This window comes from Streptomyces sp. NPDC097619 (assembly GCF_040302735.1).
Lineage (GTDB): Bacteria > Actinomycetota > Actinomycetes > Streptomycetales > Streptomycetaceae > Streptomyces.
In genome coordinates, this window is the sequence record NZ_JBEOSD010000088.1 from 11,908 (window position 1) to 32,823 (window position 20,916).

Annotated in this window: 21 protein-coding genes and 1 pseudogene; 15 read left to right on the plus strand and 7 right to left on the minus strand. The window is 74.2% G+C overall.

The window, feature by feature from the left end:
- Positions 1–115: 115 nt before the first annotated feature.
- The 9 genes from ABTZ17_RS22845 to ABTZ17_RS22885 all read left to right on the plus strand — a co-directional run bounded on the left by ABTZ17_RS22845 (position 116) and on the right by ABTZ17_RS22885 (position 8,746).
- A complete protein-coding gene (locus ABTZ17_RS22845) occupies positions 116–1,078 on the plus strand; it encodes a helix-turn-helix transcriptional regulator (RefSeq protein WP_352197538.1) in 963 nt (320 codons plus the stop codon).
- A 16-nt stretch (positions 1,079–1,094) separates the two neighbouring features.
- Complete coding sequence (locus tag ABTZ17_RS22850; RefSeq protein WP_352197539.1) at positions 1,095–2,099, plus strand: helix-turn-helix transcriptional regulator; 1,005 nt, start codon at positions 1,095–1,097, stop codon at positions 2,097–2,099.
- Positions 2,100–2,132: 33 nt separating this feature from the next.
- The gene (locus ABTZ17_RS22855) at positions 2,133–2,423 is read left to right on the plus strand and encodes a hypothetical protein (RefSeq protein ID WP_502994794.1); all 291 of its coding nucleotides are present in this window, start codon (positions 2,133–2,135) and stop codon (positions 2,421–2,423) included.
- A 49-nt stretch (positions 2,424–2,472) separates the two neighbouring features.
- Positions 2,473–2,688 (plus strand): hypothetical protein, encoded by a 216-nt coding sequence (locus ABTZ17_RS22860; protein WP_352197540.1) that lies wholly within the window; start codon positions 2,473–2,475, stop codon positions 2,686–2,688.
- Between the two features lie 124 nt (positions 2,689–2,812).
- The gene (tatA, locus tag ABTZ17_RS22865) at positions 2,813–3,097 is read left to right on the plus strand and encodes a Sec-independent protein translocase subunit TatA (protein ID WP_352197541.1); all 285 of its coding nucleotides are present in this window, start codon (positions 2,813–2,815) and stop codon (positions 3,095–3,097) included.
- Between the two features lie 55 nt (positions 3,098–3,152).
- The gene (gene tatC / locus ABTZ17_RS22870; protein WP_352197542.1) at positions 3,153–4,109 is read left to right on the plus strand and encodes a twin-arginine translocase subunit TatC; all 957 of its coding nucleotides are present in this window, start codon (positions 3,153–3,155) and stop codon (positions 4,107–4,109) included.
- Positions 4,110–4,126: 17 nt separating this feature from the next.
- Positions 4,127–5,029: a diacylglycerol kinase gene (locus ABTZ17_RS22875; RefSeq protein ID WP_352197543.1), complete on the plus strand. Its 903-nt coding sequence runs from the start codon at positions 4,127–4,129 to the stop codon at positions 5,027–5,029.
- Between the two features lie 68 nt (positions 5,030–5,097).
- Positions 5,098–7,929, plus strand: a complete 2,832-nt coding sequence (locus ABTZ17_RS22880; protein ID WP_352197544.1) for a DEAD/DEAH box helicase — start codon at positions 5,098–5,100, stop codon at positions 7,927–7,929.
- 118 nt (positions 7,930–8,047) lie between these two features.
- Positions 8,048–8,746, plus strand: coding sequence for a TetR/AcrR family transcriptional regulator (locus ABTZ17_RS22885; RefSeq protein WP_352197545.1), 699 nt, complete (start codon positions 8,048–8,050; stop codon positions 8,744–8,746).
- Between the two features lie 49 nt (positions 8,747–8,795).
- Here the strand turns inward: ABTZ17_RS22885 and ABTZ17_RS22890 are convergent, their stop codons facing one another.
- From ABTZ17_RS22890 to ABTZ17_RS22900, 3 genes are read right to left on the minus strand one after another with little or no spacing between them, the layout of a single operon-like run.
- On the minus strand, positions 8,796–9,731 hold the full coding sequence (locus tag ABTZ17_RS22890) for a pseudouridine synthase (protein WP_352197546.1): 936 nt from the start codon (positions 9,729–9,731) through the stop codon (positions 8,796–8,798).
- Positions 9,732–9,771: 40 nt separating this feature from the next.
- The gene (locus ABTZ17_RS22895) at positions 9,772–10,620 is read right to left on the minus strand and encodes a siderophore-interacting protein (RefSeq protein WP_352197547.1); all 849 of its coding nucleotides are present in this window, start codon (positions 10,618–10,620) and stop codon (positions 9,772–9,774) included.
- A gap of 56 nt (positions 10,621–10,676) precedes the next feature.
- Positions 10,677–11,582: a 5'-3' exonuclease gene (locus tag ABTZ17_RS22900; protein WP_352197557.1), complete on the minus strand. Its 906-nt coding sequence runs from the start codon at positions 11,580–11,582 to the stop codon at positions 10,677–10,679.
- Between the two features lie 369 nt (positions 11,583–11,951).
- Here ABTZ17_RS22900 and ABTZ17_RS22905 point away from each other — a divergent pair.
- From ABTZ17_RS22905 to ABTZ17_RS22915, 3 genes and pseudogenes are all read left to right on the plus strand, one after another.
- Positions 11,952–12,518, plus strand: a pseudogene (locus ABTZ17_RS22905) (helix-turn-helix domain-containing protein); the annotation flags it as partial.
- The gene (locus tag ABTZ17_RS22910; protein ID WP_352197548.1) at positions 12,515–13,255 is read left to right on the plus strand and encodes a helical backbone metal receptor; all 741 of its coding nucleotides are present in this window, start codon (positions 12,515–12,517) and stop codon (positions 13,253–13,255) included. The pseudogene ABTZ17_RS22905 and the gene ABTZ17_RS22910, both read left to right, overlap by 4 nt.
- A 9-nt stretch (positions 13,256–13,264) precedes the next feature.
- Positions 13,265–13,447, plus strand: a complete 183-nt coding sequence (locus ABTZ17_RS22915) for a hypothetical protein (RefSeq protein WP_352197549.1) — start codon at positions 13,265–13,267, stop codon at positions 13,445–13,447.
- 86 nt (positions 13,448–13,533) lie between these two features.
- Here ABTZ17_RS22915 and ABTZ17_RS22920 read toward each other — a convergent pair whose 3' ends face one another.
- Positions 13,534–14,715 (minus strand): TDT family transporter, encoded by a 1,182-nt coding sequence (locus ABTZ17_RS22920; RefSeq protein WP_352197550.1) that lies wholly within the window; start codon positions 14,713–14,715, stop codon positions 13,534–13,536.
- Positions 14,716–14,785: 70 nt separating this feature from the next.
- Here ABTZ17_RS22920 and ABTZ17_RS22925 point away from each other — a divergent pair, with 70 nt between their 5' ends.
- Positions 14,786–15,733, plus strand: coding sequence for a LysR family transcriptional regulator (locus tag ABTZ17_RS22925; protein ID WP_352197551.1), 948 nt, complete (start codon positions 14,786–14,788; stop codon positions 15,731–15,733).
- 177 nt (positions 15,734–15,910) lie between these two features.
- Here ABTZ17_RS22925 and ABTZ17_RS22930 read toward each other — a convergent pair whose 3' ends face one another.
- The 3 genes from ABTZ17_RS22930 to ABTZ17_RS22940 all read right to left on the minus strand — a co-directional run bounded on the left by ABTZ17_RS22930 (position 15,911) and on the right by ABTZ17_RS22940 (position 19,270).
- The gene (locus ABTZ17_RS22930; protein ID WP_352197552.1) at positions 15,911–16,612 is read right to left on the minus strand and encodes a gamma-glutamyl-gamma-aminobutyrate hydrolase family protein; all 702 of its coding nucleotides are present in this window, start codon (positions 16,610–16,612) and stop codon (positions 15,911–15,913) included.
- A 173-nt stretch (positions 16,613–16,785) separates the two neighbouring features.
- A complete protein-coding gene (gene eat, locus ABTZ17_RS22935) occupies positions 16,786–18,264 on the minus strand; it encodes an ethanolamine permease (RefSeq protein WP_352197553.1) in 1,479 nt (492 codons plus the stop codon).
- Between the two features lie 253 nt (positions 18,265–18,517).
- On the minus strand, positions 18,518–19,270 hold the full coding sequence (locus ABTZ17_RS22940) for a FadR/GntR family transcriptional regulator (RefSeq protein ID WP_352197554.1): 753 nt from the start codon (positions 19,268–19,270) through the stop codon (positions 18,518–18,520).
- Positions 19,271–19,351: 81 nt separating this feature from the next.
- Here ABTZ17_RS22940 and ABTZ17_RS22945 point away from each other — a divergent pair, with 81 nt between their 5' ends.
- Together ABTZ17_RS22945 and ABTZ17_RS22950 are read left to right on the plus strand one after the other, a co-directional pair.
- Entirely contained in the window at positions 19,352–20,725 is a 1,374-nt protein-coding gene (locus ABTZ17_RS22945) for a glutamine synthetase family protein (RefSeq protein WP_352197555.1), read from the plus strand.
- 41 nt (positions 20,726–20,766) lie between these two features.
- Positions 20,767–20,916: nitronate monooxygenase (locus ABTZ17_RS22950; RefSeq protein ID WP_352197558.1), on the plus strand; the 150-nt coding region annotated here is incomplete at its 3' end.

Here is a 20,916-nt window from a genome sequence, read left to right on the forward strand (position 1 = left end):
CGCCGAGCGGCGGGGGCCCCTCGCTTTTGCCGTGGCGCGCCGGGGCGGTAGCGTCAGCGGTCACGGCTGCGAGGCGCAGCGGAAGTGTGGGCGGGGAAGGGCGGGACGGGCTCCGATGGCGATCGCCAAGGCCGAGCGGCTCATGAACCTGGCGCTGTGTCTGTTGGGGACACGGCGGCCGCTGAGCAAGCGCGAGCTGCGCGGCTCCATCGAGGCGTACATGGAGGCCGCCGGGGACGAAGCCTTCAACCGCATGTTCGAGCGGGACAAGGACGACCTGCGGGAACTCGGTCTCGTCATCGAGACGGTGGAGAACCTGGACGGCGAGACCGGCTACCTGGCCCGCCGCGACTCCAACCGCCTGCCGCCCGTCTCCCTCGACACCGAGGAGGCCGCAGCCCTCGGGCTGGCCGCCAAGGTCTGGCAGCAGGCCCGGCTCGCCGGCGCCGCCAGCGGAGCCCTGCAGAAGCTCCGCGCGGCCGGCATGCCCGAGACCGACGACCGCGGACCCGACACCGGCGGGCACAGCGCCATCGAACCGCGGATCCCCGTCCACGAGGCCGCCTTCGAACCGCTGATGCTGGCCTGCCGCGACCGGCGGCCCGTCACCTTCGACTACCGCAAGTCCAACGCCGCCCGCCCCGAGCCCCGCCAGGTGGAGCCCTGGGCGCTGGAGTGCTGGCGCGGCCAGTGGTACCTCGCCGGACACGACCGGGACCGCGGCGCGGAGCGCGTCTTCCGCCTCTCCCGGATCACCGGCAAGGTCAAGTCCCGCGCCGGGGCCTACACCGCCCCCGTACCGGACGTGATCACCATCCGCGAGACCGTCGCCGGCTGGGCCGGGGAGAACGCCGACCGCAGCGCCCTGATCCGGCTCCGCGCCGGCGCCGGGTACCCGCTGCGGGCCCGCGCCCGCGCCGTCCGCCAACTCGGCGACGGCTGGGACGAGCTGGAGATCCCGTACGGACACGGACTGGACGCCTGGCTCGTGGAGTTCGGGCCGGACGTGGTGGTGCTGGAGCCCGCGGACCTGCGGGCGGACGTGGTGGACCGGCTGCGCGCCGTCGCCAAGGGCTGAGGGGACGCGTACCAGCATGGCTGCCAACGCCATTGACCAGACCCGCCGGATGCTGTCCCTCGTGACGTACCTGCGCGAGCGCCCCGGCGCCCTCATCGCGGACGTGGCCCGGGCCTTCGGGATCACCGAGGGGGAGCTGATCTCCGACCTCGACGTGCTCCCCATGTGCGGCACCAGCTTCCGCGGCGGCGACCTCCTCGACATCGACACCGACGGCGAGCGCATCTGGTGGCGCAACCCCGACGCCTCCGGGGAGTCCACCGCCGAGCCGCTGCGGCTCGCCGCCGACGAGGCCACCGCCCTGCTGGTGGCCGCCCGCGCCGTGGCCACCCTGCCGGGGCTCCGCGAGAGCGACCGGGACGCCCTGCTGCGCGCCACCGCCAAGCTGGAGGCCGCCGCCGGCGAGGCCGCGGGGGCCAGCGCCCGCCTCTCGGTGACCTTCGAGGCCGAGGGCGGGGTCTTCGCCGACGTCGACCGGGCCATCTCCGAGCGCCGCCGCCTCTGGCTGCGCTACTACTCCCCGGCCCGCGACGAGCTCACCGAGCGCACCGTGGACCCGATCCGGCTCTTCACCGTCGGCCACACCTACCTGGAGGGCTGGTGCCACCTCTCGGAGGATCGCCGCACCTTCCGGCTGGACCGCGTCGCCGAGATCCGGCTCCTCGACGAGCGCTCCGAACCCCCCGCCATCGAGCCCCGCGACCTGTCGGTGGGGCTCGTCCAGCCCGCCGCCGAGGACCCGGAGGTCGTGGTCGAGGTGGGACCCGGCGGCCGCTGGGTCGCCGAGTACTACCCGCACGACAGCGCCCGCGAGCTGCCCGACGGCGGCCTGCGGATCACCCTGCGCACCCCCGACCCGGGCTCCCTGCGCCGGCTGGCCCTCCGCCTCGGCCGCGACGGCCGCATCACGGCCCCCACCGGGCTCGCCGACAGCGCCCGGCAGGCCGCCCGCGAGGCCCTGGCCGCGTACGAGGAGGGCACCGCGCCCGGCGGACCGGACGGCACCGGCCCCCGCGACTGAGGACCCGTACCGATGCAGAGGGGGCCCACAGGAATGGAACGGAGCACGACGGGTGCGTCCGACACCCCCGGTCCGGCCGCGGTCGTGGGCGGGATCGCCGCCGAGGACGGGACGGAGGTGCTGTTCAAGGCCGCCTGCCCGGACTGCCGCGCACACGTCGAGCTGTCCGCGGGCGCCCTGCGGCTGGCCATCGGCGGCAGCAGACGCAGCACCTTCTACTCCTTCACCTGCCCCGGCTGCGGGGCCGCCGTCCGCAAGCCCGCCGGCGACCGGATCGTGGAACTCCTCGCCGACGGCGGCGTCCGCACGTTGCGCAGCCTCTGACCGCGACGGGGGTCGCCGCCGACCCTCGCGGGGGCACTAGGCTCACCCCATGCAGTGGCCGATGATCGCAGTGGTGCTGGGTTTCCTCGGGCTGGCCGTGCTGGCCGTGCCCGTCCTCCGGGTCCTCACGGAGGTCCGCCGGCTCTCCCGGCAGGTGACGGAATCCAGCCTCCGGATCTCCCGGGCCGCCGAGGAACTGGAGGACGCCGCGACCGGTCTGGCCAGGACCGGAGAGGCCCTCCGCCGGGTGGGTCCGCAAGCGTGAGGACGCCGGGGGATTGCCGGGCGTTAACCGCTGCGGGTTACGATCCTTGGCAAGGCGGTTCCCCGGTACACCCGGGTGACCGCAGTCACCCCCACCAGCCGCCCCGGTGAGAAGGAAGCCACACATGATCGGCAATCTGAAGCCCCTTGAGATCGTTCTGATCCTGGCGGTCATCCTGCTGCTCTTCGGCGCCAAGAAGCTTCCGGAGATGGCCCGCTCCCTCGGCAAGTCGGCCCGCATCCTCAAGAGCGAGGCCAAGGCCATGAAGAAGGACGACGAGACGGGCACCGTCAGCGAGGCCCCGGCCGAGCCGGCGCCGCAGGTCGCCCCGAAGACCATCCAGGCCGCCCCCGGCGACGTCACCAGCGCCCGCCCGGTGAGCGAGCCCGGCCGCACCCCGCAGAGCTGATCCGGCGGGCCCCGGGCCCGTCGCCATGACCGCCGTACGAGACAAGGGACGTGGGTTGCTCAAGTCTGCCCGCACAAGGGAAAGGCCGGCGAAGGACGCCGAGGGGCGGATGCCGCTGGCCGAGCACCTGCGCGAACTCCGGAACCGGCTGCTGAAGGCCGTCCTGGCCATCCTGGTGATCACGGCCGCGGCCGCGTTCTTCTACAAGGACATCATCGCCTTCCTGATCCACCCGATGCTGGAGTCCGTCGGCTGCACCGGCGGCGTGGTCCGGGAGGTCAACGGAAGACCCTGCGCCGACATGACCGTCAACGGCCTCATCGGGCCGTTCTCGATCGTCCTGAAGGTCTCCCTCGCGGCGGGCGTGGTCCTCTCCGCCCCGGTGTGGCTGTACCAGCTGTGGGCGTTCGTCGCCCCCGGCCTGCACGGCCACGAGAAGAAGTACGCGGTCAGCTTCGTCGCGATCGGCGCCCCGCTGTTCATGAGCGGCGCCGTCCTCGCCTACTACGTGCTCCCGCAGACCGCCGAGATCCTCCTCGACTTCACGCCGGAGGACACCCGCAACCTGCTCCCCGTCGCCGACTACCTCGACCTCGTGACGCGCATGGTCGTGGTCTTCGGCCTCGCCTTCGAACTGCCGCTGCTGCTCGTCCTGCTCAACGTGACGGGCGTGCTCACCGGCAAGCGGCTGGCGGGCTGGTGGCGCGGGTTCGTCCTCGGCATCACCGTGTTCGCGGCCTTCGCCACGCCCACCGGCGACCCGCTGAACATGCTGATCCTGGCCGCCCCGATCGTGGCCCTGTACTTCCTCGCCACCGGCATCTCCCTGCTCAACGACCGCAGGCGCCGCCGCAACGACCCCGACGCCGGGCTCGACGACGACGAGGCCTCCGACGTGGACCTCAACCCCTCGGACCTGGGCGAGGCGGAGGCCGTGGCGGCCCCCGCGCCCCTGCCCGAACAGGCGGACGGCGGTCGCGGCAGGATCAACGGTTACGACGACGCCACCTGACCGGTAGTGTCCGGGCGGTGACCTCAGAGATCACCCTCTTCGTCAATCCCACCGCGGGACGCGGCCGGGGCGCGCACGCCGCGCAACCGGCCGCTTCCGCGTTGCGGGCCGCCGGGCACTCCGTGCGGACCGTGGTCGGCACCGACGCCCCGGACGCTCTGGCCCGGCTGCGGAGGGCCGTGGCGGACGGCACCGGGGCCGTGGTCGCCGTCGGCGGGGACGGACTGGTCTCCCTGGCCCTCCAGGCCCTCGCGGGCACCCTCGTCCCGCTCGGGGTGGCCGCCGTCGGCACCGGCAACGACTTCGCCCGCGCCCTCGGCCTGCCCGTCGGGGACCCGGCGGCCGCGGGCCGGCTCGCCGCCGCCGCGCTCAAGGGGTCCCGGTTCCGCGAGACGGACCTGGGACTGCTCACCACCGCCGACGGGGACCGCTGGTACGGCACCGTCCTGTGCTCCGGCTTCGACTCCCGGGTCAACGACCGCGGCAACCGCATGCGGCTGCCCGCGGGCCGCTTCAAGTACGACCTGGCGATCCTCGCCGAGCTGGCCGCCTTCCGCCCCCACCCCTACCGCATCCGCCTGGACGGCGGCGAGGTGATCGAGACCGAGGCCACCCTGGTGGCCGTCGGCAACGGCAGCTCCTACGGCGGCGGGATGCGGATCTGCGCGGACGCCCGCACCGACGACGGGCTCTTCGACGTCACCGTGGTCGGCGACTGCAGCCGGAGCACCCTGTTGCGGGTGTTTCCGAAGGTCTACCGGGGTACGCATCTCAGCCATCCGAAGGTGACGGTCCACCGCGCCGCCGAAGTCACCTTGGAGGCCCCGGGACTGACCGGGTACGCGGACGGGGAACCCCTCGGCCCGCTGCCCGTGACCGCCCGGTGCGTGCCCGGCGCGGTCCGGGTCCTGGCCGGTTGACCCCCACCGGGCCTCGCGATCAAAGATCGTGCCCGGTGTCGGAGGGGGCGGGTAGGCTCGGAGACAAGATGACAGAGGACCTCTCACCCGCCGAGCGGTACGCCGCCGCCCGCCTCCGCGCCGCCGAGGAGGCCACCGCCCTGGCGCCCTTCCGCGAGCTGTACGAGTTCGGTCTGGACCCCTTCCAGATCGAGGCGTGCAAGGCGCTGGAAGCCGGCAAGGGCGTGCTCGTGGCCGCGCCGACCGGCTCGGGCAAGACGATCGTCGGCGAGTTCGCCGTGCACCTGGCCCTCGCGCAGGGCCGCAAGTGCTTCTACACCACCCCCATCAAGGCGCTCTCCAACCAGAAGTACGCCGACCTGGTCAAGCGCTACGGCGCCGACAAGGTCGGCCTGCTCACCGGCGACAACAGCGTCAACTCCGAAGCCCCCGTCGTGGTCATGACCACCGAGGTGCTGCGGAACATGCTCTACGCCGGTTCCCAGTCGCTGAACGGCCTCGGGTACGTGGTGATGGACGAGGTGCACTACCTCTCCGACCGGTTCCGCGGGGCCGTCTGGGAGGAAGTGATCATCCACCTCCCCGCGTCGGTGACCCTCGTGTCACTGTCGGCGACGGTCTCCAACGCCGAGGAGTTCGGCGACTGGCTGGACACCGTCCGCGGGGACACCGAGGTGATCGTCTCCGAGGAGCGCCCCGTCCCGCTCTGGCAGCACGTGATGGCCGGCCGCCGGATCTACGACCTCTTCGAGGAGGAGAGCGACCACGGCGGTCGCGGCTCCGCCCGCCGCGAGGTCAACCCCGACCTGCTGCGGATGGCCCGGCAGGAGAACAGCCGCACGTACAACCCGCGCGACCGGCGCCGCGGCAAGATGGTCCGCGAGGCCGACCGCGAGCGCGAGCGGCGCTCCCGCAACCGCATCTGGACCCCGGGCCGCCCCGAGGTCATCGAGCGCCTCCACCACGAGGACCTGCTCCCCGCGATCACCTTCATCTTCAGCCGCGCGGGCTGCGAGGCCGCCGTCCAGCAGTGCCTGTACGCCGGACTGCGCCTCAACGACGACGCCGGCCGCACCCGGGTCCGCGAGATCGTGGAGGAGCGCACCGCCTCCATCCCCACGGAGGACCTCCACGTCCTCGGCTACTACGAGTGGCTGGAGGGCCTGGAGCGGGGCATCGCCGCCCACCACGCGGGCATGCTGCCCACCTTCAAGGAGGTCGTGGAGGAGCTGTTCGTCCGCGGCCTGGTCAAGGCCGTCTTCGCCACCGAGACCCTGGCGCTGGGCATCAACATGCCCGCGCGCACGGTGATCCTGGAGAAGCTGGTCAAGTGGAACGGCGAACAGCACGCCGACATCACCCCCGGCGAGTACACCCAGCTGACCGGCCGGGCCGGCCGGCGCGGGATCGACGTCGAGGGCCACGCCGTGGTGCTCTGGCAGCGCGGCATGGACCCGGGCGCCCTCGCGGGCCTCGCGGGCACCCGCACCTATCCGCTGCGGTCCAGCTTCAAGCCCTCGTACAACATGGCCGTGAACCTGGTCCAGCAGTTCGGCCGGCACCGCTCCCGGGAGCTCCTGGAGACCTCCTTCGCCCAGTTCCAGGCGGACCGCTCGGTGGTCGGGATCTCCAAGCAGGTCCAGCGCAACGAGGAGGGCCTGGACGGCTACCGCGAGGGCATGACCTGCCACCTCGGTGACTTCGAGGAGTACGCCCAGCTCCGCCGCGACCTGAAGGACCGCGAGACCGAACTGGCCAAGCAGGGCGTCTCCCAGCGCCGCGCCCAGGCCTCGGCCTCCCTGGAGAAGCTGAAGCCGGGGGACGTCATCCACGTGCCCACCGGCAAGTTCGCCGGACTGGCCCTGGTGCTGGACCCGGGGGTCCCCGCGGGCCGCTCCAACGGGCACCGCGGGTACGAGTACCAGGAGGGCCCGCGCCCGCTGGTCCTCACCGCCGAGCGCCAGGTGAAGCGGCTGGCCTCGATCGACTTCCCCGTCCCGGTGGAGCCGGTGGAGCGGATGCGGATCCCGAAGTCCTTCAACGCCCGCTCCCCGCAGTCCCGTCGGGACCTGGCCTCCGCGCTGCGCACCAAGGCCGGGCACCTCGTGCCCGAGCGGCACCGGCCGGGCCGGGCCGCCGCGGCGGACGACCGCGAGATCGCCCGGCTCCGGGCGGCCCTGCGGGCGCACCCCTGCCACGGCTGCGACGAACGCGAGGACCACGCCCGGTGGGCCGAGCGCTACCACCGGCTGCGGCGGGACACCAAGGTCCTGGAGCGGCGCATCGAGGGCCGCACGAACACCATCGCGCGGACCTTCGACCGCATCCACCGGCTCCTGACCGAGCTGGACTACCTGCGCGAGGACGAGGTCACCGAGCACGGCCGGCGGCTGGCCCGGCTCTACGGCGAGCTGGACCTGCTGGCCTCGGAGTGCCTGCGGGCCGGGATCTGGGAGGGGTTGAGCCCCGCGGAGCTGGCCGCCTGCGTCTCGGCGCTGGTCTTCGAGGCGCGGCAGTCCGACGACGCCGTCGCGCCGAAGGTCCCCGGCGGCGCCGCCAAGGCCGCGCTCGGCGAGATGGTGCGGATCTGGGGCCGGCTGGACGCCCTGGAGGAGGAGCACCGGATCAACCAGGCCGAGGGCGTCGGCCAGCGCGAGCCCGATCTGGGCTTCGCCTGGGCCGCCTACCAGTGGGCCTCCGGGAAGGGCCTCGACGAGGTGCTGCGGGAGGCCGAGATGCCCGCCGGTGACTTCGTGCGCTGGTGCAAGCAGGTCATCGACGTGCTCGGGCAGGTCGCCGCGGCCGCCCCCTCCGGCGAGGGAGCCACCATCGCGAAGAACGCCCGCAAGGCCGTGGACGCCCTGCTGCGGGGTGTGGTGGCCTACAGCTCCGTGGGCTGATCCTCCCGTTCCGTCGGATCCGTACGGGCCGGTCCTTGGAGTTTCCTCCGGGGGTCGGCCCGTACTGATGTGCGCTCAGGCATGATCACGTCACGGGCTGTTGTGCGACGATCGGACCATGAGCGATTCGGGGCGTCGGGTGGGGCGACCGCGCGCGGACCGGCAGCGGCCGCCCAGCGGACTGCCGCCGCGCGAGGAACTCCTCGGTGCGGCGGCCGCGCTGTTCGCGGAGCGCGGCTACGCCGCCACCACCACGCGGGCCGTGGCCGAACGGGCCGGCATGCGGCAGGCCACCATGTACCACTACTTCGGGGGCAAGGAGGAACTCCTCGCCGAGCTGCTGGAGTCCACCGTCACGCCCTCCCTGGAGCTGGCCCGGCGGCTGCTGGCCGAGGACGACCGGCCCGCCGAGCGGCGGCTGTGGGAACTGTGCCGCTCGGACGTCCTTTTACTGTGCGAGGGCCCGTACAACCTGGGCGCCCTCTACCTCCTGCCGGAGGTGCGGGGCGAGCGGTTCGCCGTCTTCCGCCGGGTACGGGCCGAACTCAAGGAGTGCTACCGCCGGTTGCTGGCCCGGACCGCCGCCGGGTCCGCCCTCCCCGCGGACGGGCTGGAGCTGCGCAACGCCCTGCTCTTCGGGCTGATCGAGGGGGTCATCCTGATCCGGGACTCCGGCCCGCCGGTCCCGGCGGAGGTCTTCGCCGAGGCCACGGCGGAGGCCGCGCTCCGGATCGCCGGGGGCGGCATCGCGCACGGTCGGATCGCGGACGGTGGTATCGCGGACGGTGGGGGAGCGGTGGCGGGAGCGGACGCCTGAGGGTCGCGCCCGAGGGGGCCGTGCCCGAGGGGGCGTCCCGTCCGCCGCGTCAGCGCGGCGGTTCCGTGGACAGGGTGCGCCGGCTCTCGAAGCGGCGGGCCTCGCCCGTCACCGGATCGGTGAACTCCAGCCGCCGGGCCAGCAGGCGCAGCGGATCCGCGTAGTCCTCCGGCGCCGGGTCGAGCACCTCCGGGTACAGCGGGTCCCCCAGGATCGGCAGCCCCAGGGAGCACATGTGGACCCGCAGTTGGTGGGTGCGCCCCGTGCGGGGCAGCAGCCGGTACCGGGCCACCGGCCCGTGCCGGTCGAGGAGTTCCACCCGGCTCTCGCTGTTGGGCGGCCCCGGGACCTCGCGGGCCGCGAGCACCCCCCGCTCCTTCTCGACGCGGCTGCGGACGGTCCGGGGGAAGGTGCCGGTCAGCGCGGGCTCGAAGCGGGCCACCGCCTCGTACTCCTTGTGGACCTCGCGGTCGGCGAACATCCGCTGGTAGGCCCCGCGGTCCTCGGGGCGGACGGTGAACAGCACCAGCCCCGCCGTCAGCCGGTCCAACCGGTGCGCCGGGCTCAACTCCGGCAGCGACAGCTCCTCGCGGAGCCGGGCCAGGGCCGTCTGTACCACGTGCCCGCCGCGCGGGGTCGTCGCCAGGAAGTGCGGTTTGTCGGCCACCACCAGGTGCGCGTCCCGGTGGACCACTGTGATCGGGAAGGGCACCACCGGCTCGGCGGGCAGCTCCCGGTGGAACCACAGGTGCGCCCCCGGGCGCCAGGGGTCCTCGGGCCGGACCGGCCGGGCGTCCTCCCCGTACACCTGCCCGGAGTCGAGCAGCCCCGCGATCGCACCGGCGCCCGCGCCCCCGGCGTACCGTTCCTCCAGGTATCCACCGAGGGTGGTCCAGGGGCCCTCCGCGGGCAGGCGGAGGTGGACCGGGTCGATGCCGTGCCGCTGGGGCAGGGGCGAGCGGGGCGGGGTGCGGCGGCGTCTCACCGGGCCCACCCTAAGGGCCCGTTCCGAGGCCCGGTGCTCGTCAGGCGGTCGCGAGGGTGGGCTGCTCTTCCTGCTCGGCCTCGACGCGGGCGTTCCACTCCCGCTTGATGGAGCGCCAGCCCTCGTCGGTGTGGCCCAGGCGCCAGTACCCGGAGATCGACAGCCTCTCCCGCGGCACCTGTCGCTCCATCCGCAGGTGGCGGCGGATCTCCTTCACGAACCCGGCCTCGCCGTGCACGAACACGTGCGGCGCGCCGCTCGGGAAGCGCAGGCCCGTGACGGCCTCCAGGAGCAGGGAGCCGACCGGGCGGTCCCCGCGGTGCAGCCACACCGGGGTGACCCCGGGGGCCGTCGTGATCTCGATCTCGTCCTCCGGGCCGCCCACCTCCAGGTAGGCGAAGACCTTCGCGCCGGCCGGGATCCGCTCCAGGGCGGCGGCCACGGCGGGCAGGGCGCTCTCGTCACCGGCCAGCAGGTGCCAGTCGGCCAGCGGGTCGGGCCCGTAGGAGCCGCCGGGGCCGAGGAAGTACACCCGCTCGCCGGGCCGCACGCGGGCCGCCCAGGGGCCGCCGAGGCCCTGGTCCCCGTGCACCACGACGTCCACGGTCATTTCGCCCGCCGCGGGGTCCCAGGACCGGACGGTGTAGGCGCGGTTCCGTGGCCACTGGTCCCGCGGGAAGGAACCGCGGATCTGCTCCAGGTCCCAGGGCTCGGGGTACGTGACCCCCTCGGCGGCGAAGAGGATCTTGATGTAGTGGTCGGTGAACTCGCCCGCCTCGAAGCCGGCCAGTTCCTCCCCGCCCAGCACGATGCGCACCATGTGCGGGGTCAGCTGCTCGGTGCGCAGCACCACCGCGGTGCCGACCTTGCGAGCGGGTCCTTCAGCCACGACGACTCCCCTGTCTTCCCCTGACCGATGAGCTTAGGTATGCCTAAGCTAACACTTTATCGCTCAAGTGTGGAGACCAGACGGCCCACAGCGCCACTCAGACCCCACTGATGGGCGAGCGCATCGAGCGCGACCGGATCCGCCGGGCGCACCGGGAGCACCGGATCGAAGGACGGCAGCGGCACGTCCGCCGCCACCCGCACCACCTTCGGCGCCACCGCCACGTACGCCCGCGCCTCGTCCAGCCGCCGCCGCTGCGAGGGGGTCAACTTCGACGCCGGATCGTCCACCGCCGCCATGATCCCGTCCAGCGTGCCGTAGGCGTCCAGCAGCTTCGCCGCCGTCTTCTCCCCGATCCCCGGCACCCCGGGCAGGCCGTCGCTCGGATCCCCGCGCAGCAGCGCCAGGTCCACGTACCCCGGCCCGTCCACCCCGTACTTCTCCCGCAGGACCGCCTCGTCCGTCAGCTGGAGCGTCCCCACCCCCTTCAGCGGGTACAGCACCCGCACCCCGCGCGCGTCGTCCACCAGCTGGTACAGGTCCCGGTCACCCGTCACGATGTCCACCGGACCGCCGGCCCGCGCCGTCAGGGTGCCGATCACGTCGTCCGCCTCGTACCCGGCCACCCCCACCCGGGCGATCCCGAAGGCGTCCAGCACCGCCTCGATCACCGGGACCTGCGGGGCCAGGGTGTCCGGGGTCTCCTCCTCGTCGGGGCCCTCCGGGCTCTCCACCGCCACCCGGTGCGCCTTGTAGGACGGGATCAGTTCCACCCGCCAGTGCGGCCGCCAATCGGCGTCCATGCAGGCCACGAGCTCGTCCGGCCGGTGGTCCTGCACCAGCCGGCCGATGAAGTCCAGCAGGCCGCGGACGGCGTTCACGGGCGTCCCGTCGGGCGCCCGGACCGAGTCCGGCACACCGAAGTACGCGCGGTAGTAGAGGGAAGCGGTGTCGAGGAGCATCAGTCGTCGGGTCACGCGCACGATGATGCCGCACGGCCCGCGTCGCCGGCCGGTCCACCGGTGCCCCGTGGCCGGGTGTGCGGTGGGCGCGAACAGCGGGGCCGAAGCTGCGTAAGGTGCTTACAGCACACCGACGTGCGACGACCAGGGGAGGGCAGCCCCGCGATGGACGCCAGGCAGTACCCGGAAGACCGGCCCGCCGCCGAGGGCCCGGTCGGCGGCGCCCCCGCCGACCCCGGGAGCCCCGGGCCCGACCCCGCCGGCACCGGCCCCACCGGCCGGACGGGCGGCGCGGCCCCCGAGCGCGACCGCGACCGTGGCGCCCGCGACGGCGGCGACAGGGAACGCGACGACAAGGAACGCGACCGCGACGCCAAGGAGCCCCTCCGCGTCGGCACCGCCGTCCGCAAGCGCCGCCGCGCCCTGCGCCTCACCCTCGCCGCCGTCTCCGCCCGCAGCGGCCTCTCCGTGCCCTTCCTCAGCCAGATAGAGAACGAACGCGCCCGCCCCAGCATGCGCTCCCTCGAACGGGTCGCGGACGCCCTGGAGACCACCGCCGTGGAGCTCCTCGCCGCCTCCGACAGCACCCGCACCGTGGACCTCGTGCGCGCCGACGACCGCTCCGCCCTCGTGCCCGTCCCCGGGGTACGCCCCCTGGTCCGCGGCCACCACCAACTCCACGCCCTCGAATTCACCGGGGAACAGGACGCCGGACGCGAGTACCAGCACCGCAACGACGAGCTGATGTACGTGATCTCCGGCGCCTGCCAGGTCGAGGCGGAGGGCCGCGCCTACCGCCTGGAGAGCGGCGACGCCCTCTTCCTCTCCGGCGGGGTCCGGCACCGCTGGCGGGCCACCGGGGAGGACACCCGCATCCTCGTCGTCGCCGTCGGCGACCACATCGAGGCCACCCCGCAGCCCCCGGGCCGCCGATGAGGGTCGTCTCCCTGGTGCCCTCCCTCACCGAGGCCGTCGCCGAGACCGCCCCCGGCCTCCTGGTCGGCGCCACCGCCTGGTGCAGCCACCCCCCGGACCTCGACGCGGCCCGGATCGGCGGCACCAAGAACCCCGACCTCACGGAGATCGTCCGGCTCCGCCCCGACCTCGTCCTCGCCAACGAGGAGGAGAACCGCGCCCCCGACCTCGACGCCCTGCGCGCCGCGGGCCTGGAGGTGCTCCTCACCGAGGTCCGCACGCTGCCCCAGGCCCTCACCGAACTGGAGCGGGTCCTCACCGGCTGCGGACTGACCCGGCCGCGCTGGCTGGACGAGGCCGAGGCGGCCTGGGCGGAGCTCCGCCCCGGGCCCGTCCGGACCGCCGTCGTACCGGTGTGGCGACGGCCCTGGATGGTGCTGGGCCGCGACACCTTCGCCGGGGACCTCCTCGCCCGGCTCGGCGTCCGCAACCGCCACGCGGACCACGCCGAGCGCTACCCCCGGATCCCCGCCGACGACCCGACCGCGTCCGACTGCGACCTGGTGGTCCTCCCCGACGAGCCGTACGCCTTCTCGGCCGCGGACGGCCCCGAGGCCTTCCCCGCCCTGCCCGCCGCCCTCGTCAGCGGCCGACACCTCACCTGGTACGGACCCTCCCTGGCCGAGGCCCCACGGGTGCTCGGCGAGGCCCTGGCCCGCGCCGGGGCCGGGCCGGAACACCCGCCGACCACGGCCTAAGCTGGGACGATGCGCACCGTACGGGGAACCCTGCTCGCCCTCACCGCCGTCCTGGCCGTCGCCGCCGGCACCTCCGGATGCGGGGGCGGGGCCGAGGACTCCGCGGACCCCGCCCCGGCGCCCTCGCTGAGCGGCGTCCCGCACGAGGCGTGGAACCTGGAACCCTCCGCGGGCACCCCGTCCCGGAACTGACGGCGGCGCCGCCCCACGAAGGGGCGGCGCGCTCGGCCGCGGGCCCGAGGAGTGGCCGCGGTGTACCCACCCGGTGGGGCGTCCGGTCAGCGGGCCGCGGGCACCGGGCGGGCGGGGGCCGCCAGGAGACGGCCCGAGAACAGCCCGCGCAGGGTGTGGAAGGCGGCCGCGCACCAGGCCCCGACCAGCGCCGCGAACAGGGCCGCGGCCAGCCAGTGCAGGGCGGTCAGCCCGGTGTGCCGGGCCAGGCCCTCGGCCCCGGTGACGCAGGTGCCCACCGGGAAGGTGAACGCCCACCAGGTCATCGCGAAGCCCATGCCCGCCCGCGCGGCCCGCACCACCATCGCCACGGCCAGCGCCAGCCACATCAGGGCGAAGCCCAGCACGGGCACCCCGTACACCACGGCGAAACCGGCCAGCGCCTCGGCCACGGGTCCGCCGATCGCGGTGGGGGCCTGGTCGGCGAGCTGGTTCACGGCGGTCACCGACTGGCCCATCGGACCCAGCACCAGGAACAGGGTGGGGGTCAGCGCCAGGGGCAGCGGGCCGGTGACGATCAGCCGCCCGAAGATCAGGGGGAGCAGGAGGAGGGTGGCCAGCAGGCTGATCCCGAACATCGCGTAGCAGCCCAGCAGCATCGCCTCGCGGGCCTGCCCGGCGGGCAGGTGGGGGATCAGCAGGGGGCCGACCGCCGCCGACACCATCGGGGCCACCACCGGCAGCAGCCAGACCGGCCCGGCCTGGCCGGGCTCCACCCGGTGCCGGACCACCATCAGGTAGGGCACGGCCACCGCCGCCACCAGCCCGGCCACGGTGCCCGCGGTGAACAGCACGGCGTCCACGGCCGGCGCGGCCCTCCGCCCGATCACGTCCGAGCCGACCAGCACGGTCCCCGCGCCCACGGCCAGCAGGGCCATCGACAGGCAGCCGTAGAACGGGGCCACGGCCGGGTCCAGCAGGTGCGCGCGGGCCTGGTCGCGGTGGTGCAGCCAGTGCCCGGCGCGGGCCGTCAGCAGCACCAGCAGGGCCACGGCCGACAGCGCCCAGACCACCTGGAGGGCCACCCGGTAGCCGGGGAGGGCGGGGAAGCCCAGGGAGTCCGGCAGCGCGGCGCCGGCGTTGGCGATGATGGCCGTGCCCATGACGGAGGCGTACCAGTTCGGGCCCAGGTGGCGCAGGGCCAGCAGCCGGCGGACCGGGGCCGGGCCGGTGGCGGGGCGACCGGTACGGACGAGGGGCTGTGCGGGGGAGGGTGCGAGGGAGGCCATGTCCCCAGGCTCCGCCCGCCGGGACCTTCGCAGTAGAGCCGGTGATCCTATGGCCTCATAAACTGACCTTATGAGCACCAGCAGTACCGGCACCACCGGCAGCCCGGAACCCGCCGTCCCCCTCTCCCACCGGGTCCCCGATCTGGGGGCGATGGAGCTGCTCCTCGCCGTGGCCCGGCGCGGCAGCCTGGGCGCGGCGGCCCGGGAACTGGGCATCACCCAGCCCGCGGCCAGCAGCCGGATCCGGGCCATGGAGACCCGGCTGGGGGTGGCCCTGGTGGAACGCTCCCCGCGCGGTTCCACGCTGACCCCGGAGGGGGCCCTCGTCACCGACTGGGCGCGGCCGGTGGTGGAGGCCGCGGAGGCCTTCGACGCGGGGGCGCAGGCCCTGCGGGGGCGTCGGGACTCCCGGCTGCGGGTGGCCGCGAGCATGACCATCGCCGAGTACCTGCTGCCGGGCTGGCTGGTGGCGCTGCGGGCCGAGCGGCCCGGGACGGCGGTGTCCCTGCACGCGGGGAACTCCGCCGGGGTGGCCGCGCGGGTGCTCGGACACGAGGCGGACATCGGCTTCGTGGAGGGACTGACAGTGCCCGAGGGGCTGGACTCGGCGGTGATTGCGCACGACCGGCTGGTGGTGGCGGTGGCCCCCGGACACCGGTGGGCGCGGCGGCGGGCCGAGCTGCCGGCGGTGGAGCTGGCCGGCACCCCGCTGATCCTGCGGGAGCGGGGCTCCGGGACCCGGCAGGTGCTGGACGCGGCCCTCGCGGAGGCGGGCGGGCTCGCCACCCCGCTCCTGGAGCTGGCCTCGACCACGGCGGTCAAGGCGGCCGCGGTGAGCGGGGCGGGGCCCTGCGTGCTGAGCGAACTCGCCCTCGGCGCCGAACTGGCCTCCCGACAGCTCGTGGCCGTGCCCGTGGCGGGCACCGGGCTGCGGAGGGCGCTGCGGGCGGTCTGGCCGACGGGCACCCGCCCCGCCGGACCGGCCCGGGACCTGCTGTCGCTGACGCGGCGGGGGTGACGGGGCGGGGGTGTGGCGTGGGGGTGTGGCGGGGCGGGGCGGGGTGTGACGGGTGGGGTTGTTCGGTCACATGTCACGGTGCAAGGTCACCTGTGACGGTGTGGCCGTGGTGCCCCCGGCACCGTTCGGCCGGCTCCGTGCCACCCTCGGCCGTGCCTTCCGTCCGCCGGGCCCCCGTCAGGCCACCGTGGACGGGACCCGGGCCGCGTCCACCAGGCCGCGCATGACCCGGGTGTCCCTGCCGCGCTCCGGATGCCACTGCACGCCCACCACCCACTGCTCGCCGGGCAGCTCCACGGCCTCCACCGTGCCGTCGTCCGCCCGCGCCGAGACGACCAGCCCGCGCCCCAGCCGGTCCACTGCCTGGTGGTGGTAGGTCGGGACCTCGGTGCGCTCGGGGACCAGGGCCGCGTACCGGGTGCCCGGCACCGGGCGGACCGGGTGCGACCCCATCCGGCCCCCGCCCGGCGAGTGGCCGTCGATGTGCTGGACCAGGGTGCCGCCCAGGGCCACGTTCAGGGCCTGCATGCCGCGGCACACGCCCAGCAGCGGCAGGTCCCCGGCGGCCAGGGCCGCGTGGATCAGGGCCAGCTCCCAGCGGTCCCGTTCGGCGGCCTCGGGGCCCGTGCGGGGATCCCGCTCCGCTCCGTACCGGGCCGGGTCCACGTCCGGCCCGCCCGCGATGACCAGGCCGTCCAGCCGTGCCACCACCGCCGCGGCCACCGCGCTGTCGTCCGGCGGCAGCAGGACGGCCGTACCGCCCGCGGCCTGGACGAGCTCGTGGTAGCCCGAGGGCAACAGGACCGTGGGCAGGTCCCAGACCCCGTAGCGGGTGGAAGGCTCCACGTAGGTGGAGATGCCGATGAGCGGCCTGGACACGTGCGGACCTCCGGTGCGGTGCGGTGCGGTGCGTGCGGTGCGGTGCGGTGCGTGTGGGGCGTGTGGTGCGGTGCGATGTGAAGTGGTTCCCGTGACAGGTGACAGGTGACAGGTGACAGTGGCGGACGGGCTCCGGGGGAGCGGACCCCGGCGCCGTCCCGGTCGGTCGCGGCTCAGTCGCGGGAGAGTTCCGCCTCGGCCGCGGCCAGCGCCGCGAACTCCTCCTCCGGCGCCCCGGCCACCAGGTGGTGCCGACTGTAGAACGCGAAGTAGGCCAGGGCGACGGCGTACACGGCCAGCGCGATGAACGCGGCGTCCTTGTCCACCAGGAAGGTGGCGACCAGCGCGGACAGGGCGAGGACGAAGGCCACGGAGGAGGTCAGCATGCCTCCGGGAGTGCGGTACGGCCGGGCCAGTCCGGGCTCGCGACGGCGCAGCACGAGGTGCGACAGGGCCATCAGGGCGTAGGAGATCGTGGCGCCGAAGACGGCGATGTTCAGCATCCGGGGTCCGTTGCCGGTCCCGGCGGCGAGCAGGAACCCGAGCGCGCCCGGGATGAGGAGGCCCAGGTAGGGGGCCTTGCGGCGGCTGGTCAGCGACAGGAAGCGGGGCAGGTACCCGGCCCGTGACAGCGCGAACAGCTGCCGGGAGCCCGCGTAGATCAGCGAGAAGAAGGAGGCGACCAGGCCCGCCAGGCCCGCGTAGTTGACGAACCGGCTCAGGGCGGTGGGGTCGTCGTCCCCCTCCAGGGCGACGATCAGCGGGTTGCCGGCGGACTTCACGGCGTCCGCGCCCTGGGCGCCGGTGGCGGCGAGCAGGGTGAGCACGGCGAGCACCCCGAGGATGCCCATGGACAGGGCCAGCGCCCGCGGCATGGAGCGGACCGGGTCGGCGGCCTCCTCGGCGGCCAGCGGCACCCCCTCCACGCCGAGGAAGAACCACATGGCGAAGGGGAAGGCGGCCCAGATGCCCAGGACGCCGAAGGGCAGCCAGGAGCTGGAACCGGCGGCGGCCGCGTCCACGGGGATGTCCCGCAGCGAGCCGCCGTCGAACTCGGTGAACGCCGCCACCGCGAAGATCAGCAGCGCCGCGACGGCGATGGCCGTCACGACGAGGCTGAAGCGCAGGGCCTCGCCCACCCCGTAGAGGTGGATGCCGATGAACACCGCGAAGCAGGCGAGGTACACGGGCCAGGAGGAGGTGAGGCCGAAGAGGTTGAGGGACTCCACGTAGTCCCCGATGAAGATCACGATCGCCGCGGGGGCGAGGACGTACTCGATGAGGATGGCGGTGCCGGTCAGGAAGCCGCCCCAGGTGCCGAGGGCCCGGCGGGCGAAGCCGTAGCCGCCGCCCGCCGTGGGCAGCACCGAGGAGAGTTCCGCCAGGGAGAAGACCAGGCAGGCGTACATGGTGCCCATCAACAGGGTGGCGATGGCGAGGCCGCCGAACCCGCCCTTCTCCAGCCCGATGTTCCAGCCGGAGAAGTCCCCGGAGACCACGTACGCGACCCCGAGGCCGGTCAGCAGCACCCAGCCGGCGCTGCCGCGGCGCAGGGTGCGGCGTTCCAGGTAGGCCGCGTCCGGGGACCCGCCGGGCGGGGCCCCCGGGCCGGTGGGGCCGGTGGGTTCGGCGTACTCGGCGTACTCGGCCATGCGCGCTCCTGCCTGAGGGGCCCGGACGCGGCGGGGCGGGGCCCCGCGGTGCGGAGCCCTCGGTCCCCTGGCCGGGCAAAGGTTTAGGCGCACACCTTTGCGGCAGGATCCGGCCGGGCGCAACCCCCTCGCGTTAAACGGCGGTTACGGATGCCTCTCGGTGGGGCGCCGGGGGCGCGGTGTCACCGTGTTCGGTCACCCGTGAGATTGCAATGTCACGCGTGAACCTCGCGTCCGGCTCTCGCCCCGCCCCTCAGGCCAGGAAGCCCCGCAGCAGGGCCGCCGTTCCGCAGCAGTGCTCGCGCATCACCTCGCGGGCCGCCTCCGGGTCCCGTTCCAGGATCGCGTCCACGAGCGCGGCGTGTTGCCGCTGGGAGTGTTCGAGGTTGCGGACGAGCAGGGGTATGCAGTCCAGGAGGTCGTTGACGGTGGCCCGGACGGCCGCGTACTGGGCCGTCAGGGTGGCGGATCCGGACAGTTCCGCGAGGGTCAGGTGGAGCAGGGTGTCCCGGCGCCGGTAGTCCTCCAGCGGGGCCGCCGCGGTGGCCTCCAGGGCACGCCGCAGCCGGTCCGCCTCCGCGCCCGCCAGCCCCTGGGCGGCGCACAGCCCGGCCGCGCCCACCTCCAGCACCTCCCGGAAGCGCAGCACGTCCTCGATGTCGACCCCCGCCACCCGGCGGCGCAGCTCCGCCTCCGCCCCGCCCGCCGGGGTGCCGGGGCGCGGCAGCACGAAGGTGCCGCCGTACCGGCCGCGGCGGCTCTCCACGAGGCCCTGGTCCTGGAGCACCTTCAGGACCTCGCGCAGGGTGACCCGGCTGATGCCCATGCGTTCAGCCAGTTCCCGTTCCGGGGGCAGGCGTTCACCGGCGGGCACCAGTCCCAGTCGGACCAGTCGGAGGATCTGTTGCAGGGCCTCCTCGAAGCCGTTGCCGGCCCGGACGTGGCGGAGCACCGGCCCCAACCGGTCGGTCCGCCCGGCGGGTCCGCGGGCCGTCTCTTCGCTCACCACGTCCGGTTTCCCCTCTTCCCAATCAATGGTCTTTCCCCATACCTTATGGCTTCTCGGCGCACCGAAGGAGAGAATCCCGTGGTAGACCGCAAGCCGCCGCTCGGCACCGAGGAGCTCCGCTCCCTGGTCGCGAGCGGTGAGATCGACACCGTCGTCCTGGCCTTCCCCGACATGCAGGGGCGGCTCCAGGGCAAGCGGTTCTCCGCCCGCTTCTTCCTCGACGAGGTGCTCACCCACGGCACCGAGGGCTGCAACTACCTGCTCGCCGTCGACACCGAGATGAACACCGTCGAGGGCTACGCGATGTCCTCCTGGGAGCAGGGCTACGGGGACTTCGCCATGCGCCCCGACACCGCCACCCTGCGGCGGCTGCCCTGGAACCCGGGCACCGTCCTCCTCATGGCCGACCTCGCCTGGCACGACGGCTCCCCGGTGACCGCCGCGCCCCGCCAGATCCTGCGCCGCCAGCTGGACCGACTGGCGGAGCTGGGCCTGACCGCGCAGGTCGGCACCGAGCTGGAGTTCATCGTCTTCAAGGACAGCTACGAACGGGCCTGGGACGCCCGCTACCGCGGCCTGACCCCGGTCAACCAGTACAACGTCGACTACTCCGTGCTCGGCACCGGCCGGGTGGAACCGCTGATGCGCCGGATCCGCAACGAGATGGCGGGCGCCGGGCTCACGGTGGAGTCCTCGAAGGGGGAGTGCAACCTCGGCCAGCACGAGATCGCCTTCCGCTACGACGAGGCCCTCGTCACCTGCGACCAGCACGCCGTCTACAAGACCGGGGCCAAGGAGATCGCCGCCCAGGAGGGCCACTCCCTGACCTTCATGGCCAAGTACGACGAACGGGAGGGCAACTCCTGTCACATCCACCTCTCCCTCACCGACGCCGACGGCCGCAACGCCATGGCGGCGGAGGACACCGGCGCACCCCATGACATGTCACCCGTCATGCGGCACTTCCTGGCCGGCCAGCTCGCCGCCCTGCGCGATTTCTCCCTTCTCTACGCCCCGAACATCAACTCGTACAAGCGGTTCCGCCCCGGATCCTTCGCCCCCACGGCCGTGGCCTGGGGCGCGGACAACCGGACCTGCGCCCTCCGCGTGGTCGGCCACGGCCGCTCCCTCCGCTTCGAGAACCGCCTCCCCGGCGGGGACGTCAACCCGTACCTCGCCGTCGCCGGGCTGATCGCCGCCGGACTGTACGGGCTGGAGAACCGCCTCGAACTCCCCGAGCCCTGCGCCGGCAACGCCTACACCGGGGACTACGCGCACGTCCCCGGCACCCTCCGGGAGGCCGCCGAGCTCTGGGAGAACAGCGAGATCGCCAAGGCCGCCTTCGGCCCCGAGGTCGTCGCCCACTACCGCAACATGGCCCGCGTCGAACTCGACGCCTTCGACTCCGCGGTGACCGACTGGGAACTGCGCCGCTCCTTCGAACGCTTGTGAGGCATCAGGTGTCACCCCAGAAGGCCCCGCCCGAGCTGACCGTGCTCAACCCGGCCACCGAGGAGGTGGTCGCCACCGTCCCGGCGGCGTCCCGCGCGGACGTGGGCCCGCTGCCCGTCCTGGCCGCGGGCGGCATCGGCAGCGGGGAACAGATCGCCGCCGGGCTCGCCCTCGGCGCCCAGGGCGTCTGG

Excerpts from the sequence above, each read along its gene's own strand:
- ABTZ17_RS22845 (WP_352197538.1), top strand. The coding sequence starts at position 116 with ATGGCGATCGCCAAGGCCGAGCGGCTCATGAACCTGGCGCTGTGTCTG.
- ABTZ17_RS22850 (WP_352197539.1), top strand. The coding sequence starts at position 1,095 with ATGGCTGCCAACGCCATTGACCAGACCCGCCGGATGCTGTCCCTCGTG.
- ABTZ17_RS22855 (WP_502994794.1), top strand. The coding sequence starts at position 2,133 with ATGGAACGGAGCACGACGGGTGCGTCCGACACCCCCGGTCCGGCCGCG.
- ABTZ17_RS22860 (WP_352197540.1), top strand. The coding sequence starts at position 2,473 with ATGCAGTGGCCGATGATCGCAGTGGTGCTGGGTTTCCTCGGGCTGGCC.
- tatA (WP_352197541.1), top strand. The coding sequence starts at position 2,813 with ATGATCGGCAATCTGAAGCCCCTTGAGATCGTTCTGATCCTGGCGGTC.
- ABTZ17_RS22880 (WP_352197544.1), top strand. The coding sequence starts at position 5,098 with ATGACAGAGGACCTCTCACCCGCCGAGCGGTACGCCGCCGCCCGCCTC.
- ABTZ17_RS22885 (WP_352197545.1), top strand. The coding sequence starts at position 8,048 with ATGAGCGATTCGGGGCGTCGGGTGGGGCGACCGCGCGCGGACCGGCAG.
- ABTZ17_RS22900 (WP_352197557.1), bottom strand. The coding sequence starts at position 11,582 with ATGCTCCTCGACACCGCTTCCCTCTACTACCGCGCGTACTTCGGTGTG.
- ABTZ17_RS22910 (WP_352197548.1), top strand. The coding sequence starts at position 12,515 with ATGAGGGTCGTCTCCCTGGTGCCCTCCCTCACCGAGGCCGTCGCCGAG.
- ABTZ17_RS22915 (WP_352197549.1), top strand. The coding sequence starts at position 13,265 with ATGCGCACCGTACGGGGAACCCTGCTCGCCCTCACCGCCGTCCTGGCC.
- ABTZ17_RS22920 (WP_352197550.1), bottom strand. The coding sequence starts at position 14,715 with ATGGCCTCCCTCGCACCCTCCCCCGCACAGCCCCTCGTCCGTACCGGT.
- ABTZ17_RS22925 (WP_352197551.1), top strand. The coding sequence starts at position 14,786 with ATGAGCACCAGCAGTACCGGCACCACCGGCAGCCCGGAACCCGCCGTC.
- eat (WP_352197553.1), bottom strand. The coding sequence starts at position 18,264 with ATGGCCGAGTACGCCGAGTACGCCGAACCCACCGGCCCCACCGGCCCG.